Here is a 16,586-nt window from a genome sequence, read left to right as displayed (position 1 = left end):
CCCACAGCCACCGAAAACACCACCGCCCCCGCCCGGCAGGGCGGAGGCGGCGGAAGATTCGAGGAGAGGGCAGCGGGGACTTGGCCCTGCTCCTCGAGCTCTCGGGCGCCCTCGGGGCGCTTTTCGGGCGCTCTCCGGCGGAGCCGTCAGCCCATCTCCTCCAACGTCTTGCCCTTCGTCTCCTTGACGAACTTGAGCACGAACGGAATGGAGAGCGCGGCGAAGACCGTGTAGATCACGTACGTCCCGGACAGGTTCCAGTCGGCCAGCGACGGGAAGCTCGCGGTGATGGCCCAGTTCGCGATCCACTGCGCGGCGGCGGCGACGCCCAGCGCGGCGGCGCGGATCCGGTTCGGGAACATCTCGCCGAGGAAGACCCAGACGACGACACCCCAGGACAGGGCGAAGAAGAGGACGAAGATGTGGGCGGCGACCAGGGCGACCCAGCCCTGCGTGGTGGGCAGCTTGCCGCCGACCAGGTCGTAGGAGAAGGCCCAGGCCTCCAGGGCCAGGCCGATCACCATGCCGACCGAGCCGATGATCGCGAGCGGCTTGCGGCCGACGCGGTCCACGAAGATCATCGCGATCACGGTGCCGATGATGTTGATGATCGACGTCGTGAAGGAGTAGAAGAACGAGTCCGTCGGGTCGACGCCGACCGACTGCCACAGCGTCGACGAGTAGTAGAACGCGACGTTGATGCCGACGAACTGCTGGAAGACCGACAGGCCGATACCGACCCAGACGATCGGCTTGAAGAAGAAGCCACCGCCGAGCAGGTCCTTGAACGTGGACCGGTGCTCGCTCTTCATCGCGTGCTCGATCTCGGCCACGCGCGCGTCGAGGTCGACGTCCTTGCCCTCGACCTCGGCGAGGATGGTCTTGGCGCGCTCGCGCTTGCCGACGGAGAGCAGGAAGCGGGGGGACTCGGGGATCGCGAAGGAGAGCAGGCCGTAGAGGGCGGCCGGGACGACCATGACGCCGAGCATGACCTGCCAGGCCTCCAGGCCCATCAGCTTGCCGCGCTGATCGCCGCCGGCGGCGTTGAGCAGGCCCCAGTTGACCAGCTGGGAGACGGCGATGCCGATGACGATCGCGGCCTGCTGGAAGGAGCCGAGCCGGCCGCGGTAGGCAGGCGGGGCGACCTCGGCGATGTAGGCCGGGCCGATCACGGAGGCCATGCCGATGGCGAAACCGCCGACGATGCGCCAGAAGGCGAGGTCCCAGAGCGCGAAGGGCAGCGCCGAGCCGACGGCGCTGATCGTGAAGAGGGCCGCGGCGATCTGCATGCAGCGGATGCGGCCGATGCGGTCCGCGATCCGGCCGGCGGTGGCGGCGCCGATGGCGCAGCCGATCAGGGCGATGGCGATGACCTGGGCCAGCGCGGCGGAGCCGATGTCGTAGCGGTCTCGGATGGCCTCGACGGCGCCGTTGATGACGGAACTGTCGTAGCCGAAGAGGAAACCGCCCATCGCGGCCGCGGCCGCGATGAAGATGACATGCCCGAGATGATCGGGGTGAGCCGTCCCGGCTCCTGACTGGGGTGCCTGCGCTGTGCTGGTCACGTGTACTCCTCGGGCCACCGGCAACGCTGCCGGGTGGGGGTCTGCCCTTGCAGGTGAGACCTGAAGGTAAAAGCAACGTTGCAGAGACTATGCCTTCAAGTTTCGAAGTCAATAGTTCAGCGGCTGTGAGTTTCTCGATAGACAGACGTGTCTCTTGTTCAAGAAATGAACGATGCGTTAGTTGATCTTGAACGGGGGAAGCCGTACCCGCCGCGCTCAGCGCAGACGCTGCGAGATGACCTTCGAGACGCCGTCGCCCTGCATCGACACGCCGTACAGCGCGTCGGCGACCTCCATCGTCCGCTTCTGGTGCGTGATGACGATCAGCTGCGAGGTCTCCTGCAGCTCCTGCATGATCCGGATCAGCCGCTGCAGGTTGGTGTCGTCCAGCGCCGCCTCGACCTCGTCCATGACGTAGAAGGGGCTGGGGCGGGCCTTGAAGATCGACACCAGCAGCGCCACCGCGGTCAGCGACCGCTCACCGCCCGACAGCAGGGACAGCCGCTTGACCTTCTTGCCCGGCGGGCGGGCCTCGACGTCCACGCCCGTGGTGAGCATGTTGTCGGGGTCCGTCAGGACGAGGCGGCCCTCACCGCCCGGGAAGAGACGGCTGAAGACGCCCTCGAACTCGCGGGCCGTGTCCCGGTAGGCCTCCGTGAACACCTGCTCGACCCGCTCGTCCACTTCCCTGACGACCTGCAGCAGGTCGGCGCGGGTCTTCTTCAGGTCCTCCAGCTGCTCGCTCAGGAACTGGTGGCGGGCCTCCAGCGCGGCGAACTCCTCCAGCGCGAGCGGATTGACCTTGCCGAGCTGCTGGTAGGCGCGCTCGGCCGCCTTCAGGCGCTTCTCCTGCTCGGCGCGGACGAAGGGACGCGGCTGGTTGCGCGGGTGGGCGGGGTCGTCCGGCAATTCCTCGCCCTCGGCGGGGGGCGAGGGCGGCACGGGCTGGTCCGGCCCGTACTCGGCGACCAGCGCCTCCGGTTCGACACCCAGTTCCTCCAGCGCCTTCGTCTCCAGCTGCTCCATGCGCAGCCGCTTCTCGGCGCCGAGTACCTCGCCTCGGTGGACTGAATCCGTCAGCTTGTCCAGCTCGGACTTCAGTTCGCGTCCGGTGTTCCGGGCGTTGGTCAGCTCCTGCTCGCGGGCGGCCTTCGCGGCCTCGGCGGCGGCGCGTTCCTGCTCGGCGCGGGTCAGGGAGACCTCGACGTGCGCGAGCAGCTGGCGGGCGCCGGCGGCGACGGCCTGGGCGACCGACGCCTCGTGGCGCAGCCTGGCCCGGCGCTGCTCGGCACGCGCGCGTGCCTCGCGTTCCGCGCGGGCGGCCCGGTCCAGCCCGTCCGCTCGGCCGGCCAGGCCCTTCACGCGTTCCTCGTGCGTACGGACCTGGAGGCGGGCCTCCATCTCGGTCTGCCGGGCGTTGGCGCCGTCGGCGGCGAGGCGGTCGCGCACGGAGGTGTCGGGCTCGTCGTCGAGGGGCGTCTCCTCGGCGACCGCGAGCCGTTCGGCAAGTTCCTCGGCCTCCTGCACGGCCGTCTCCAGTGCCTCCTGGGCGCGGGCCGCCGCCGCGACGGAGCGCTCCGCCTCCCCGGCGGCCGCGCGGGCCTGGCCGGCGAGCCGGCCCAGCTGCTGCGCCACCCCCGACTTCTCGCGGTCGGCGGCCCGGCGCCGCTCGGCGAGTTCCTCGACGAGGGCGGCGGCCTCGCTACGGCGGTCGGCGGCCGCCCGCTGCGCCGAGGCCAGCTCCTCGCAGCGCACCGCCAGCTCGGCCAGCTCGGCCGCGGCCTCGTCGACGGAGGCCTGCACCTCCAGCAGGCTGGGCGCGCCGGCGGAGCCGCCGTGGGCGAAGTGCGCGCCGAGGAGATCACCGTCGGCGGTGACGGCGGTCAGCTCGGGGTGGGCGTAGACCACGTCCTCGGCGTCCTCCAGGGTTCCGACGACCACGATGCCCCGCAGCAGGCGGCGGACGGCGGGCATGAGCTCGGCCGGGCCCCTGACGAGGTCCACGGCCGGGCGCGCCGCGGGGTGGGCGGGCATCTGCACTTCCACGGCTGCGCCGGGGTCGCGAGCGCCGTTCCCCGCGCCTGTGGGGGACGGCACTTCCGGTGTCCCCGCCAGGAGCAGTGCGGCCCGTCCTCCGTCCTGCTTGCGCAGCAGGCGGATCGCCTCGGCCGCCGCGGCCGGGGTCTCGACGGCGATCGCGTCCGCGGCCGCTCCGAAGGCCGCCGCGAGAGCCACCTCGTGGCCCGGCTCCACCGTCAGCAGTTCCGCCGCCGGACCGAGGAGACCGGTCAGCCGGTCGCGGGCGCCGAGCAGTATGCCGGTGCCGTCCTTGCGGCGCAGGCCCAGCGCCAGCGCCTCGTGGCGGGCCTGGGTCGCGGCGCGGCTGCGTTCGGCCGCGGTGAGCGCCTCGCGGGCCGCGCTCAGCGCCGCTTCCGCCTCGGCGAGCTGCCGCCTGGCCGTCTCGTGGCGCTCGGCCAGTTCCTCGTCGCCGGCGTCCAGGCCGTCGACCTCGGCCTTGAGCGCCTCGTACTCCTCCTGCGCGGTGACGGCGCGTTCCTGGGCCTCGTCGCGGGCGGCGGCCAGGCGGTCGATCTCGGCCTGGGCGGAGGCGGCGCGGGAGCGGGCGGCGCCGACTTGGGCGCGCAGCCGGGCGAGGCCCTCGCGGCGGTCGGCGAGGGCGCGGGCGGCGTCCCTGAGCCGCCGGTCCTCCTCGGCGAGGGACTGTTCCAGCTCGGCGCGGTGGGCGACGGTGTCCTCCAGGGCCCGCTCGGCGGCTTCGAGGGCGGCCGTCAGCTCGGCCTCCTGCTCGCGGATGCGGGCCGCCTCGCGTTCCATGTCCTCGGGGTCGCGGCCGCGCCGCTCCTCGGGCGGGGCGGAGGTGGCGCTCTTGACGCGGGCGTCGGCGAGGGAGATCGTGCCGCGGACGCGTTCGGCGAGCCGGGACAGGTCGACCCAGGTCTGCTGGGCGCGCTGCAGGCGCGGGGTGAGCCGGCGCACCTCGTCCTCCAGCAGGGCCTCGCGCTGCTGGGCCTTCTTCAGCTCCTGCTCGGCGGCGTCCTTGCGGGCCTTGAGCGCGGCCTCGTCGGCGATCTCGGCCTGCAGTGCCTGCCGCAGCCGTACGAGGTCGTCGGCGAGGAGGCGCAGGCGGGCGTCGCGCAGGTCGGCCTGGATGACGGCGGCCCGGCGGGCGACCGCGGCCTGCCGGCCGAGGGGTTTGAGCTGGCGGCGCAGTTCGTCGGTGAGGTCCTGGACGCGGGCGAGGTTGGCCTGCATCGCGTCCAGTTTGCGCAGCGCCTTCTCCTTGCGCTTGCGGTGCTTGAGGACGCCGGCGGCCTCCTCGATGAAGGCGCGGCGGCCCATCGGGTCGGCGTGCAGCACGGAGTCGAGCTGGCCCTGGCCGACGATGACGTGCATCTCGCGGCCGATGCCGGAGTCGGAGAGCAGTTCCTGGATGTCCAGCAGGCGGCAGGTGTCGCCGTTGATCTGGTACTCGCTGCCGCCGTTGCGGAACATGATCCGCGTGATGGTGACCTCGGCGTACTCGATGGGCAGCGCGCCGTCGGAGTTGTCGATGGTCAGCGACACCTCGGCGCGGCCGAGCGGCGGGCGGCCGGTGGTGCCGGCGAAGATGACGTCCTCCATCTTGCCGCCGCGCAGGGACTTGGCGCCCTGTTCGCCCATGACCCAGCTGAGCGCGTCCACGACGTTGGACTTGCCGGAGCCGTTGGGGCCGACGACACAGGTGATGCCCGGTTCGAAACGGAGCGTGGTCGCCGAGGCGAACGACTTGAACCCGCGGAGCGTCAGGGCCTTGAGGTGCACGCCGTCGGACTCTACCTTCCGGGGTTGTCTCACTCTATGAACCACGGGGCTACCCGCGGTTTCACCGGTGAACGCGGAGGGCACACCAGACGTTGAAGAGAGTGAAAGGATGCGCGGGGGAAAGAAAGAAGGGACGCCGAGGCGTCCCTTGCACTTCTGACACTGAAGCGGTTGTGACGGACAGCCCAACCACTGCTGTGCTGTTGTGGAGCGTGCAGTGATCAGGTGAGCGCAGGCTCCGCCTGGTGTGCGTCAACGCTCTCCATGATCCTGTCGTGAGAAGCGGCAGCCTGCAGGGCGTCCTTCTCGGCCTGGATCCGCACGAGCTCGGATTCGAGGTCCTGGACGCGCTGCTGGAGCCGTCGCATCTCGGCGAGGAGTCGAGGGTCGGAGCCGCCGACGTAACCGAGAAGCGCCTTTGCCATGATGGATGGTCCTCCACACTGAGTGACCGACCGAAGCGGTGGTGGGTCGTGAGGGATTCGCACCCGCGGCTGCTTGGCGGGCCTGGAGTTGTGCTGCCGTTCAGCCATGCCAAACAGCTAAGGTGCGCGGGCTTTCAGCGTCTCACCAAAAAGTTTGACGGTCAACACGATCACGCCCCGTATGGGAGGGCGACCCGGGGGCGCGCGGCTGAAAAGCCTGCGCTGCGGCTCCTGCGGGCCCCTCGGGGCGTGGCGATCATCCTTGCGTGCGGAGCCCGCCATCGCAAGCCCTTCTCCGCAACGACCTGCCGGTTTCCGGGGAGCGAGGGGGCGTAGGGCACCCACCGGCGCGCCCCGGGGCGGGCCGGGAGCCGGGGGTCAGCGGATGGCGAAGCCGTCGTAGCCGCCGCGGGGTGTGTCCCAGATCTCGGTGACGCCGTCCACGCGCCCGGGCGTGTCGCCGCCGCGGAGCCAGTCGAGGAGGCCCTCGCAGCCCGGACGGGAGCCTTCCGCGACCACCTGGACGCGGCCGTCGGCCAAATTGAGAGCAAAACCACTCAGGCCGCCGATCTCGAGCGCCTTGGCCCGCGTGAACCAGCGAAAACCCACGCCCTGCACGTGTCCACGCACCCAGGCGACCAGTCGTACATCCTCGCTCATGGGTGCAACCTAACCGGCCAATGTCTCTCGGGACACTTCCTCCCCTTGCGCCATGGGGTACCGTCCCGACCCAATGCATCTCATATGAAACTCACTCGATCGAGTGAGTCCGGTCGGCCGCCCGGGGCGAGGGGACCCCGTGATCCGCACGGCGGGCCGGCCGCGAGGACGAGGAAGGCCAGGACATGGGACGCCACCGACGCACCGCCGCCGGCCGCGCCGCCAGGGGCCGCGTCACGGGGACCGCGCAGCCGGAGGGCTCCCGCGCGCGGCAGCGCACCCCGGGTGACTCGACCGGATACGACACCGCCTCGCTGGGCATCGCGCCGTACCTGAACCCCGAGGCGTACGCGGAGGCCGTGGCGAAGAGCCAGGCCTACCTCTACGCCACGGACGACGGCCGCGCGCCGGCCGCCGGCGGCGCCGGGGCGGGCTTCACGCCGAGCGCCCGCACCGCAGGCGCCGGATCCGCGGGCGGCGGCTTCACGCCGGGACGCGGAACCCCGGGCGGCGGATCCACGGGCGGCCGGGCCGGGGGCGGCTTCACCCCGGACGCCGGCTCGCCGCGCGACAACGGTCGCCGGCGCCGCAGGCGGGCCGTGACGCCGGTGCGCACCGGACTGCTGGGGGTCGCGGGCGCGGTCGCCATCGGTACGGTCGCCGTCGCCTCCGGCGTGGTGCCGGGGCTGCACAACTACCGGCTGGGCGGCAGTTCCGGTCCCGAGGGCGGGGTGCAGGCCGCGGACACACCGACGAACTCCGCCAGCGAGCAGGGCGGTACGTCCGGCAGCGCGGAGTCGCGCGGCCGGGGCCCGGTGACCGGTGGACACACCGGCCGTTCGGCGTCGGCCTCGGCCTCCGCGCCGGCCTCGGCGTCCGCGTCCCCGTCGCCGTCCGCCTCGCCGTCCACGGCGTCGCCCTCCCCCACGCCGTCGAAGACGGCGTCGAAGGAGCCGTCGGCGACGCCGAGCACGCACCGCACGACCGCGCCGGCCCGCAAGGCGGCCCCCACCCGGAAGGCGGCGCCCACCGAGGCGCCGGTGACCGTGTCCGCGCAGGCGCAGGCCGAGGCGCAGGTGCTGGCGCTGGTCAACGCGGAGCGGGCGAAGGCGGGCGTGTCCCCGCTGGCCGCGAACAGCGCGCTGACCGAGCTGGCCGAGAAGTTCAGCGACGACATGGCCGCGCGGGGCTTCTTCGACCACACCGACCCCGACGGGCTCAGCCCCTGGGACCGGGCCGCGAAGGCGGGCGTCACGGGTCTCGGCGGCGAGAACATAGCGCGCGGCCAGGCCGATCCGGCGGCCGTGGTCGAGGCCTGGATGAACAGCCCCGGCCACCGCGCCAACATCCTCAACCCGGACTTCAAGACCCTCGGCGTGGGCGTCCACTTCGGCCCCGGCGGCCCCTGGTGGACCCAGGACTTCGGCTACTGACCCGACCCCCGCACGAGTTCGACGACAACACCCCCCGTGAGGCGAGCGCGCCGCTACAGTTGAACGCGTTCAAACACGGGGGGTGCTTGTGTCGGCATCAGCGGAGTCGCCCACGGTGACCCCGCCGGCCTGCCGGGGGCGCACCCGGCAGGCAACCGGCGTAGCCGAGTTCGAGGTCAGGCCGCCGCTCGGCCGCGGAGGAAGGTGGCCGCGGTTTCGGCGACGCGGCGGCCGAGGTGTTCCGCCGTCGCGATGTCGGCCTTGTGGACGGCCTCCGGGCCCTCGTCGGCGTTGGTCTGGGCGGCGGCGCCGGAGAAGAAGCCGAGGCGGTTGAGGTCGTTCTCGGAGGCCGTGCTGCTGTTCCAGCCGGGCAGCAGGCCGAGGTTGACCCAGTGCATGCCGAGCTGTGCGGCGAGGGTCTGGAAGAACTGCAGGGTGTGCAGCTTGTCGCCGCTCTTGGAAGCGGAGTTGGTGAAGCCCGCCGCCAGCTTGTCCGTCCACGCCTGGGTCGCCCAGCGCTTGGAGGTGGCTTCGGCGAAGGCGTGGAAGGCGCCGGACGCGGTGCCCATGTAGGTCGGGGAGCCGAAGACGATCGCGTCGGCGCGGTCCAGCAGCTCCCACTGCGCGTCGGTGATCTCGTCGACCTTGATCAGGTGCACCTCGGCGCCGGCGTCGGCGGCGCCCGCGCGCACGGCCTCCGCGAGGACGGCGGTGTGGCCGAAGCCGGAGTGGTAGGCGAGGGCGACGACAGGCGTGGTCATGCGTACTCCTTGAAAAGGGCAGCTCGAAAACAGTGACCACAGGAAAGCACTAACTTTTCGTAAGCGCAAACTGATGCGCAGCGCTGCCCTGGAGTACGCTGGAGTCATGACCACGACTGAGCGGCGCACTCCCGACCAGGACCTGCCCTACAACGTGTTCGCCAAGGCCTGCCCCTCACGCGGCACGCTGGAGCACGTCACCGGGCGCTGGGGCGCACTCACGCTCGGCGCGCTGCACGAGGGCTCGCTGCGCTTCAACGAGCTGCGCCGCCGCGTGGACGGGGTGAGCGAGAAGATGCTGTCCCAGACGCTGCACGCGCTGGAACGCGACGGTCTGGTGCATCGCGAGGCACAGCCGACGAACCCGCCCCGGGTGGACTACGAGCTCACCCCGCTCGGCCGCGAGGTCGCCGAGCGACTGCTGAGCCTCATCCACTTCGTCGAGGGCAGCATGGACGACGTCCTCGCCGCCCGCGAGCGCTACGACGAGAGCCGCGCCACGGCGTGACGAGCGCGCCCAGCGGCGGGACCGGCCCGAGGGCGCGGTGCGCGCTGCGGCGCGAAGACCGCTACGGCGTGAGGGCCACTACGGCATGAGGGCCACTACACCGTGAGGGCCACTAGGGCATGAGGGCCGCTACGCCGTGACGCGCGGCGCGCGCTGGCACTTCGGGCAGAAGTAGCTGGAGCGGTTCATCCAGGGGCGGCGGCGCATCGGCGTGCCGCAGCGCTTGCACGGCAGGCCCTCACGACCGTACGCGTCCAGCGACCGGTCGAAGTAGCCCGACTCGCCGTTGACGTTGACGTACAGGCTGTCGAAGCTGGTGCCGCCGACCTCGAGGGCCGCGTTCATGACGTCCCGGATGTGGCCGAGGAGTTCGGCGGTGCGGGGCCGGGTGAAGCCGGCCGTCGGGCGCTCGTAGTGGACGCGGGAGCGCCACAGCGCCTCGTCGGCGTAGATGTTGCCGACGCCGCTGATCAGCGACTGGTCGAGCAGCGCCCGCTTGATCGTGGTCCGCTTGCGGCGCAGCGCCCGGTGGAACGCCTCGTCGTCGAAGAGCGGGTCCAGCGGGTCGCGGGCGATGTGCCCGATGACGTCCGGCAGCCCGTCCTCGGTGGTCTCGTGCAGCGACAGCCCGCCGAAGGTGCGCTGGTCGACGAAGCGCAGCTCGGTGCCCTGGACGTCGGCGAAGCGCACCCGGATCCGCAGGTGCTTCTCGTCGGGCGCGGAGTGCTGCTGCACCAGCAGCTGGCCGCTCATGCCGAGGTGCGCGAGGACCGCCTGCCCGGTGTCCTCCAGCGGCAGCCACAGGTACTTGCCGCGCCGGCTGGGCACGCCGATGCGGTGCCCCTTGAGACGGTGCGCGAAGTCGTCGGCACCGGCCGTGTGGCGGCGCACGGCGCGCGGGTGCAGCACCTCGGCGTCGGCGACGGTGCGATGGGCGACCCACCGCGCGAGACCGCGCCGTACGACCTCGACCTCGGGCAACTCGGGCATGGGGCTCCCCCCGTCACAGGGTTCGGCGTTCACGGTACGCAAGCGAGCGCCCGCCCCGGTAGCGGGACGGACGCTCGATCGCTCGTCGGATCCGGTGGCTGCCGGATCAGGCGGAGGCCGACGCCTCGTCGGCGTTCTCGGCGGTCTCGGCGGACTGTGCCGCCTCGGCCGCCTTGGCGCGCTCGTCCGCGGCGGCGCGGATGGCGCGCCACGCGGACTCGGCGGCCTGCTGCTCCGCCTCCTTCTTGCTGCGGCCGGTGCCGGTGCCGTACGAGACGCCTCCGACGCGGGCGGCAGCAGTGAAGGTCTTCTCGTGGTCGGGGCCGGTCTCCGTGACCAGGTACTCGGGGACGCCGAGCCCCTCGGTCGCGGTGAGCTCCTGGAGGGAGGTCTTCCAGTCCAGGCCGGCTCCGAGGTTGGAGGACTTCTCGATCAGCGGGTCGAACAGGCGGTGCACCAGTTCGGAGGCCGCGTCGAGGCCCTGGTCGAGATAGACCGCGCCGATCACCGCTTCCAGGGTGTCGGCGAGGATGGATGCCTTGTCCCGGCCGCCCGTGCCCTCTTCACCGCGGCCGAGCCGGATGAAGGAACCCAGGTCGAGCGAGCGCCCCACCTCCGCCAGCGCACGCGAGTTGACCACCGCGGCCCGCAGCTTGGCCAGCTGGCCTTCGGGCAGGTCGGGGTGGGTGCGGTACAGCGTGTCGGTGACGACGAGACCGAGCACGGAGTCCCCGAGGAACTCCAGTCGCTCGTTCGTCGGCAGTCCGCCGTTCTCGTACGCGTAGGAGCGGTGCGTCAGTGCTCGCACCAGAAGGGCGGACTCGAGCCGGTAGCCGAGCCGCCCTTCCAGAAGCGTGTGGGACGAGGCCTGGTTGTCCGCCGACTGCTTCTTGGGCGTGGACACAGTGCCTCTCACCAGCCGCTCAGACCTCGAGGACCTGGCGCTTGTTGTAGGTGCCGCACGACGGGCACGCGATGTGCTGCTGCTTGGGCTCGTGGCAGCGCTCGCACGCGACCAGGGTGGGGACCGCAGCCTTCCACTGCGACCGGCGGTGGCGCGTGTTGCTGCGCGACATCTTCCGCTTCGGAACAGCCACGGCTACTTCTCCTGCTTCTCGTCGACGCCCGCTTCGGCGCCGCTCGTGTCGTCCTTGTCGCCGTCCCGAAGTGAGCCGGCGAGTCCCTGCAAAGCCGCCCAACGGATGTCGACGGCGTCGTGGTGGTGGTCCGGGTCGTCCGCGAGCCGTACCCCGCACTCGGGGCACAGGCCGGGGCAGTCTTCCTGGCACACCGGCTGCATCGGCAGTGCGAGCACCACCGCATCACGCAGCAGAGGTTCGAGGTCGAAGAGTCCGTCCTCGAGGAAGAGCCTGTCCTCGTCGTCCTCGGCGTCGTCGCCCGGTTCCGCGTGCTGGACGCGGCCCCGGTCGTCGGCGTCAGGGTACGAGAACATCTCCTGGAAGTCCGCTTCGACGTCGAGCTGAAGCGGCTCCAGACACCTTACGCACTCCCCCTTCGCCGTGGCACGGGCGGTGCCTGTGACAAGCACCCCTTCCATGACCGACTCCAGGCGGAGTTCGAGCTCCATCGGGGCGCCTTCCGGCACTCCGACGACCCCGACCAGACCGAAGTCCTTGGGGGTGGGGACCGTACGGGTCAGGCGCTGCAGCGCGCCTGGCCGCCGGCCCAGCTCGTGCGTGTCGAACACGAGAGGGTTGCGGTGGTCGAGGCGGGCGTTGTGAGCCATTCCTGCTTTCGGTCTTCCAGCTCAGGGGGACGCCGCCGCGGAAGCTCCGGGCAGCGCTGATCGCGGACGTACTCGCGACCGAAGAGCCAGGATACTGGACCTTTCGCTCTCGGCCCAATCCGGGCCGGACGACAGGGCCTGTCAGCCAGGCCCTACAGGCCGCGGCCCTGCTCGTAGGCGCGCAGCTGCTCCGCGCTGATCATGCTCGTGTCGAAGAGACTGGTCTCGTCGAGGGCGTACGACTGCGGGGACGCCGCCTGCTGCGGCGCCTGCGGGGCGGCCTGCTGCGGGTCGTAGGCGGGGTGGGCGCCGGTGTCGTAGCCCTGGTAGGCGTACGGGTCGGCCTGCTGGTAGCCGTAGGCGTCCTGCTGGGCGTAGTGCTGGTCCTGCTGGGCGTACTGCTGCGGATAGCCGGCGTAGGGGTCGCCCTGCTGCTGCGCGTACGCGGCGTACTGGGGCTCCGGCGGCTGCTGGGGCTGGTGCGCGGCCTGGGCCGCGGTGTCCTGTTCGGCGAGCGCGGCGAGGTCGGCGAGGTAGTCGGCGTCGCTGGAGTGCTGGACGGTGGTGGTGTCGCCGGCGAGCGCGCCGAGGTCGTCGGTGGCGATCCGGCCGTGCAGCTTCTGCCGGCCCCGGCCGACCGCCTCCAGGGTCTTGGCGAGGACCGCCTCGAAGGCGCCGAGCTTGGCGTCCACGTAGGCGTCGGCGTCGCGGCGCAGGGTCTCCGGGTCGTGGCTGCGCTCGGGGGCGTCCGCGTCCTCGTAGCCGTCCTCGTCGAGGCCGGGTCCGGTGCCGAGCAGCTTCTCGCGGCCGCGGCCGACCGAGCCGAGGGTCTTGGTGAGGACCACCTCGAAGTTGGCGAGCTTGGAGTCGACGTAGTCGTCCGCCTCGGCGCGGATCTCCTCGGCCTCCTTGCGGGCCTCGGCGAGGATCCGGTCGGCCTCGGCCTGGGAGCGGCGGGCGACCTCGGTGTCGGAGATCAGCGAGCCGCGCTCGGCGTGCGCGCTCTGGATGATCCGCTCGGCCTCCTGGCGGGCCTGCTCGACCATCTGCTCCCGGTCGCCGATCAGCTCCTGGGCCTGGGCGAGGGAGTCGGGCAGGGCCGCGCGCAGGTCCTCCAGCATCGACAGCAGTTCGGCGCGGTTGATCACGCACGAGGCCGACATGGGCATCGACCGGGCGCCGGAGACGGCGGTGACGATCTCGTCGAGCTTTTTCTGCACGTCCACCGTGTGCTCGCCACTCTCTACGGATGTGATGGAGACGGACGGGACGACTGTAGCCCGTTCAGCTGTGGCGCAGCCGCGTGTTGAGCGCCTCCAGGACGGCGGGCGGGACGAGGTGGGAGACGTCGCCGCCCCACTGCGCGACCTCCTTGACCAAGGAGGACGACAGGAAGCTGTAGGTGGGGTTGGTGGGCACGAAGAGGGTCTCGACGCCGGTGAGGCCGTTGTTCATCTGGGCCATCTGCAGCTCGTAGTCGAAGTCGCTGACGGCGCGCAGGCCCTTGACGATGGCGGGGATGTCACGCTGCTTGCAGAAGTCGACGAGGAGGCCGTGGAAGGCCTCGACGCGGACGTTGGAGTACTCGGCGGTGACCTGGTGGATCAGGTCGATCCGCTCCTCGATCTCGAACAGGCCCTTCTTGGCCTTGTTGATCATCACGGCGACGTAGACCTCGTCGTACAGACGGGAGGCTCGGGCGATGATGTCGAGATGTCCGTTGGTGATCGGGTCGAACGACCCGGGACATACGGCGCGGCGCACTTGTGATCCCTCGCTCTCCGGTCCGGTCATCGTGCGTCTTCGCACGTAGAGGCGGCGCGACCGTACCAAAACGTTCCCTCGCCGTAGCGACGGGCCCGGAGGGCCTCGAAGCCGTCGGGCCACCGGAACTCCCCGCCTCTGGTGCTGCGCTCCACGGTGACGAGCGCTTGCTCAGCGAGCCAGCCTTCCGAGCGGAGTGTGAGCAGAATCTCGCGAAGATCGTCGTCCGCGACGGCGTAGGGCGGGTCGAGAAAGACCAGGTCGTAGGGGTCCTGCGGGGGTGCGGTGCGGATGATCTGTTCCGCTTTGCCGTGTCTGACCTCGGCGCCGGGCAGGCCTAGGTTTTTCACGTTGTCGCGCACGACGCGGGCCGCCCGCGCGTCGGCCTCGACCAGCAGGGTGTGGCCGGCCCCGCGGGAGAGGGCCTCCAGGCCCACGGCGCCGGACCCCGCGTACAGGTCGAGGACCCGCTCGCCGTCCAGGGGGCCACCGAGCAGGGACTGCCAGGTGGAGAAGAGACCCTCGCGTGCGCGGTCGGAGGTGGGGCGGGTTCCGGTGCCTGGGGGGACGGCCAGGCGACGGCCACCGGCTGCGCCGGCGATCACGCGGGTCATCTCGGGTCCTTGTCGCTGGTGTACGCAGAAGGTGACTGCTCCCAGTCTGTCAGCCCTTTTCCAGGTACTGCTCCCTCTCCTCGTCCAGCAAGGCGTCCAGAGCCGTGCGCAGGCCCGGGAGCCGGTCCAGCTCCGGGTCGGCCGCGACCACCTTGGCCGCCTCCTCCCTGGCCTCGGCGATGATCTCCTCGTCCTCGATGACCGCGAGGACGCGCAGCGAGGACCGGGCGCCGGACTGGGCCTGGCCGAGGACGTCGCCCTCGCGCCGCTGTTCGAGGTCGATCCGGGACAGCTCGAAGCCGTCGAGCGTGGAGGCGACCGCGTTCAGCCGCTGGCGGGCGGCGCTCGCCTCGGGCATCTCGGTGACCAGCAGGCACAGTCCGGGGGCCGAGCCACGGCCGACCCGGCCGCGCAGCTGGTGCAGCTGGGAGACGCCGAAGCGGTCGGCGTCCATGATGACCATCGCGGTGGCGTTGGGGACGTTGACGCCGACCTCGATGACGGTCGTGGCGACCAGGACGTCCGTCTCCCCGGCGGCGAAGCGGCGCATGACCGCGTCCTTGTCGTCGGGGTGCATCCGGCCGTGCAGCACCTCGACCTTCAGGCCCTCGAGCGGGCCGCGGGCGAGTTGCTCGGCGACGTCGAGGACGGCGAGCGGCGGGCGCTTCTCGGCGTCGTCCTCGGCGGACTTCCCGGCCTTCTTGGGGTCCAGCTCCTCGTCCCCGATCCGGGGGCAGACGACGTACGCCTGATGGCCGTTCGCGACCTCCTCGCGCACCCGCTCCCAGGCGCGGGCCAGGAAGTGCGGCTTGTCGGCGGCGGGGACGACATGGCTGGCGATCGGCGAGCGGCCGGCCGGGAGCTGGTCCAGGACGGAGGTCTCCAGGTCGCCGAAGACGGTCATGGCGACCGTGCGCGGAATGGGGGTGGCGGTCATGACGAGCAGGTGGGGCGGTTGTTTGCCCTTGCCGCGCAGGGCGTCGCGCTGCTCCACGCCGAAGCGGTGCTGTTCGTCGACGACGACCAGTCCGAGGTCGTGGAACTGGACCTTGTCCTCGATGAGCGCATGGGTGCCGATGACGATGCCGGCCTCACCGGTGGCCAGGTCGAGCAGCGCCTTGCGGCGGGCGGCGGCGCCCATGGAGCCGGTGAGCAGGACGACCTTGGTGGCGTCCTCGGCGCCGCCCAGCATGCCTCCCTCGGCCAGCTCGCCCATCATCTCGGTGACCGACCGGTGGTGCTGCTGGGCGAGCACCTCGGTGGGGGCGAGCATCGCGGCCTGCCCGCCGGCGTCGACGACGGCGAGCATGGCGCGCAGGGCGACCAGGGTCTTGCCGGAGCCGACCTCGCCCTGGAGGAGGCGGTGCATGGGGTGTTCCGTCGCCAGGTCGGCGAAGATCTCCTTGGAGACCTTCTGCTGGCCCTCGGTGAGGGTGAAGGGCAGCCGGTCGTCGAAGGCGGCGAGGATGCCGTCGGGCCTCGGGCGGCGGGCCACGGCCGGGAGTTGGGCGTCGGCGTGGCGGCGGCGGGCGAGGGCGACCTGGAGGACGAAGGCCTCGTCCCACTTGAGGCGGGAGCGGGCGTCGGCGATGTCGGCCTTGGTCTGCGGGCGGTGGATCTTGAGCAGGGCCTCCGGGAGGGAGACCAGGCCGCGGCCCTCGCGCAGGCTGTCCGGGAGCGGGTCGACGGCCTCCTGGGCGCTGGGCAGGACCGTCTGGACGGCCTTGCCGATCTTCCAGGACTCCAGTTTGGCGGTGGCCGGGTAGATGGGGATGAGCGCGCCCGCCCAGGCCTCGACGGTCTCCTCGCTGTCGCCGCGCAGCAACTCGTAGGCGGGGTGGTTGAGCTGGAGGCGGCGGTTGAAGACGGAGACCTTGCCGGCGAACATCGCGCGGGTGCCCGGCAGCAGTTCCTTGTGCGGCTTGTGCACGCCGGCGTTGAAGAACACCAGCTGGAGCCGGCCGCTGCCGTCGGTGATGGTCACCTCCAGCCGCTGGCCCTTGCCGCGCGGGGCCCGGGAGGAGGCGAAGGTGTGCAGACGGGCGTCGGCGACCTGGGCGACCACCGTGATGTGCTCGTCCATGGGCAGGTCGGCGAGGTGGGTGAGCTGGCCGCGCTCCTCGTATCTGCGCGGGTAGTGGTGGAGGAGGTCGCCGACGGTGTGCAGGCCGAGGTGCTCGGCCATCACCTTCGCGGTGGCGGGGCCGAGCACCTTCTTCAGGGGTTCTTGCAGTGCGGGCACGAGATCCATTGCACACCACGGCACTGACAATGCCGTAGACCTGTGGACGGCGGGG

At 71.6% G+C, this 16,586-nt stretch carries 15 protein-coding genes; 2 read left to right on the top strand and 13 right to left on the bottom strand.

Features of this window, described 5'->3' with window-relative positions; all coding sequences use genetic code 11:
• Positions 1-146: 146 nt before the first annotated feature.
• From ACF1AL_RS30525 to ACF1AL_RS30510, 4 genes are all read right to left on the bottom strand, one after another.
• Positions 147-1,565, bottom strand: a complete 1,419-nt coding sequence (locus ACF1AL_RS30525; protein ID WP_391698296.1) for a sugar porter family MFS transporter — start codon at positions 1,563-1,565, stop codon at positions 147-149.
• 216 nt (positions 1,566-1,781) lie between these two features.
• A complete protein-coding gene (smc, locus tag ACF1AL_RS30520) occupies positions 1,782-5,387 on the bottom strand; it encodes a chromosome segregation protein SMC (protein WP_391828243.1) in 3,606 nt (1,201 codons plus the stop codon).
• Between the two features lie 221 nt (positions 5,388-5,608).
• Complete coding sequence (locus tag ACF1AL_RS30515; RefSeq protein ID WP_361627640.1) at positions 5,609-5,812, bottom strand: hypothetical protein; 204 nt, start codon at positions 5,810-5,812, stop codon at positions 5,609-5,611.
• Between the two features lie 378 nt (positions 5,813-6,190).
• Positions 6,191-6,472, bottom strand: coding sequence for an acylphosphatase (locus ACF1AL_RS30510; RefSeq protein ID WP_366837223.1), 282 nt, complete (start codon positions 6,470-6,472; stop codon positions 6,191-6,193).
• 185 nt (positions 6,473-6,657) lie between these two features.
• On the opposite strand from ACF1AL_RS30510, the gene ACF1AL_RS30505 reads away from it, so the two are divergent.
• A complete protein-coding gene (locus ACF1AL_RS30505; RefSeq protein ID WP_391828241.1) occupies positions 6,658-7,905 on the top strand; it encodes a CAP domain-containing protein in 1,248 nt (415 codons plus the stop codon).
• A 176-nt stretch (positions 7,906-8,081) separates the two neighbouring features.
• Here ACF1AL_RS30505 and ACF1AL_RS30500 read toward each other — a convergent pair whose 3' ends face one another.
• Entirely contained in the window at positions 8,082-8,666 is a 585-nt protein-coding gene (locus tag ACF1AL_RS30500; RefSeq protein ID WP_366837221.1) for a flavodoxin family protein, read from the bottom strand.
• Between the two features lie 106 nt (positions 8,667-8,772).
• On the opposite strand from ACF1AL_RS30500, the gene ACF1AL_RS30495 reads away from it, so the two are divergent.
• Positions 8,773-9,174: a helix-turn-helix domain-containing protein gene (locus ACF1AL_RS30495; protein WP_366837220.1), complete on the top strand. Its 402-nt coding sequence runs from the start codon at positions 8,773-8,775 to the stop codon at positions 9,172-9,174.
• 129 nt (positions 9,175-9,303) lie between these two features.
• On the opposite strand, the gene mutM is transcribed toward ACF1AL_RS30495, so the two are convergent.
• The 8 genes from mutM to recG form a co-directional block, all read right to left on the bottom strand.
• Positions 9,304-10,164, bottom strand: coding sequence for a bifunctional DNA-formamidopyrimidine glycosylase/DNA-(apurinic or apyrimidinic site) lyase (mutM, locus tag ACF1AL_RS30490; protein ID WP_391828239.1), 861 nt, complete (start codon positions 10,162-10,164; stop codon positions 9,304-9,306).
• Between the two features lie 106 nt (positions 10,165-10,270).
• A complete protein-coding gene (gene rnc, locus ACF1AL_RS30485; protein ID WP_391819822.1) occupies positions 10,271-11,068 on the bottom strand; it encodes a ribonuclease III in 798 nt (265 codons plus the stop codon).
• Between the two features lie 19 nt (positions 11,069-11,087).
• Positions 11,088-11,261, bottom strand: a complete 174-nt coding sequence (gene rpmF / locus ACF1AL_RS30480) for a 50S ribosomal protein L32 (RefSeq protein ID WP_003951102.1) — start codon at positions 11,259-11,261, stop codon at positions 11,088-11,090.
• Between the two features lie 2 nt (positions 11,262-11,263).
• On the bottom strand, positions 11,264-11,911 hold the full coding sequence (locus ACF1AL_RS30475) for a YceD family protein (protein WP_366837217.1): 648 nt from the start codon (positions 11,909-11,911) through the stop codon (positions 11,264-11,266).
• Between the two features lie 152 nt (positions 11,912-12,063).
• On the bottom strand, positions 12,064-13,137 hold the full coding sequence (locus ACF1AL_RS30470; protein WP_391698285.1) for an ATP synthase F0 subunit B: 1,074 nt from the start codon (positions 13,135-13,137) through the stop codon (positions 12,064-12,066).
• 58 nt (positions 13,138-13,195) lie between these two features.
• The gene (gene coaD, locus ACF1AL_RS30465; protein ID WP_366837334.1) at positions 13,196-13,675 is read right to left on the bottom strand and encodes a pantetheine-phosphate adenylyltransferase; all 480 of its coding nucleotides are present in this window, start codon (positions 13,673-13,675) and stop codon (positions 13,196-13,198) included.
• A 26-nt stretch (positions 13,676-13,701) separates the two neighbouring features.
• Positions 13,702-14,289 (bottom strand): 16S rRNA (guanine(966)-N(2))-methyltransferase RsmD, encoded by a 588-nt coding sequence (rsmD, locus tag ACF1AL_RS30460; RefSeq protein WP_366837215.1) that lies wholly within the window; start codon positions 14,287-14,289, stop codon positions 13,702-13,704.
• A gap of 49 nt (positions 14,290-14,338) precedes the next feature.
• A complete protein-coding gene (gene recG / locus ACF1AL_RS30455; protein WP_391828237.1) occupies positions 14,339-16,540 on the bottom strand; it encodes an ATP-dependent DNA helicase RecG in 2,202 nt (733 codons plus the stop codon).
• Between the last annotated feature and the right edge of the window lie 46 nt (positions 16,541-16,586).

Source organism: Streptomyces sp. NPDC014801 (genome assembly GCF_043082085.1).
Taxonomy (GTDB): domain Bacteria; phylum Actinomycetota; class Actinomycetes; order Streptomycetales; family Streptomycetaceae; genus Streptomyces.
The sequence above is the reverse complement of the archived record's forward strand: the minus strand, read 5'-3'. Positions and strand labels throughout refer to the sequence as shown.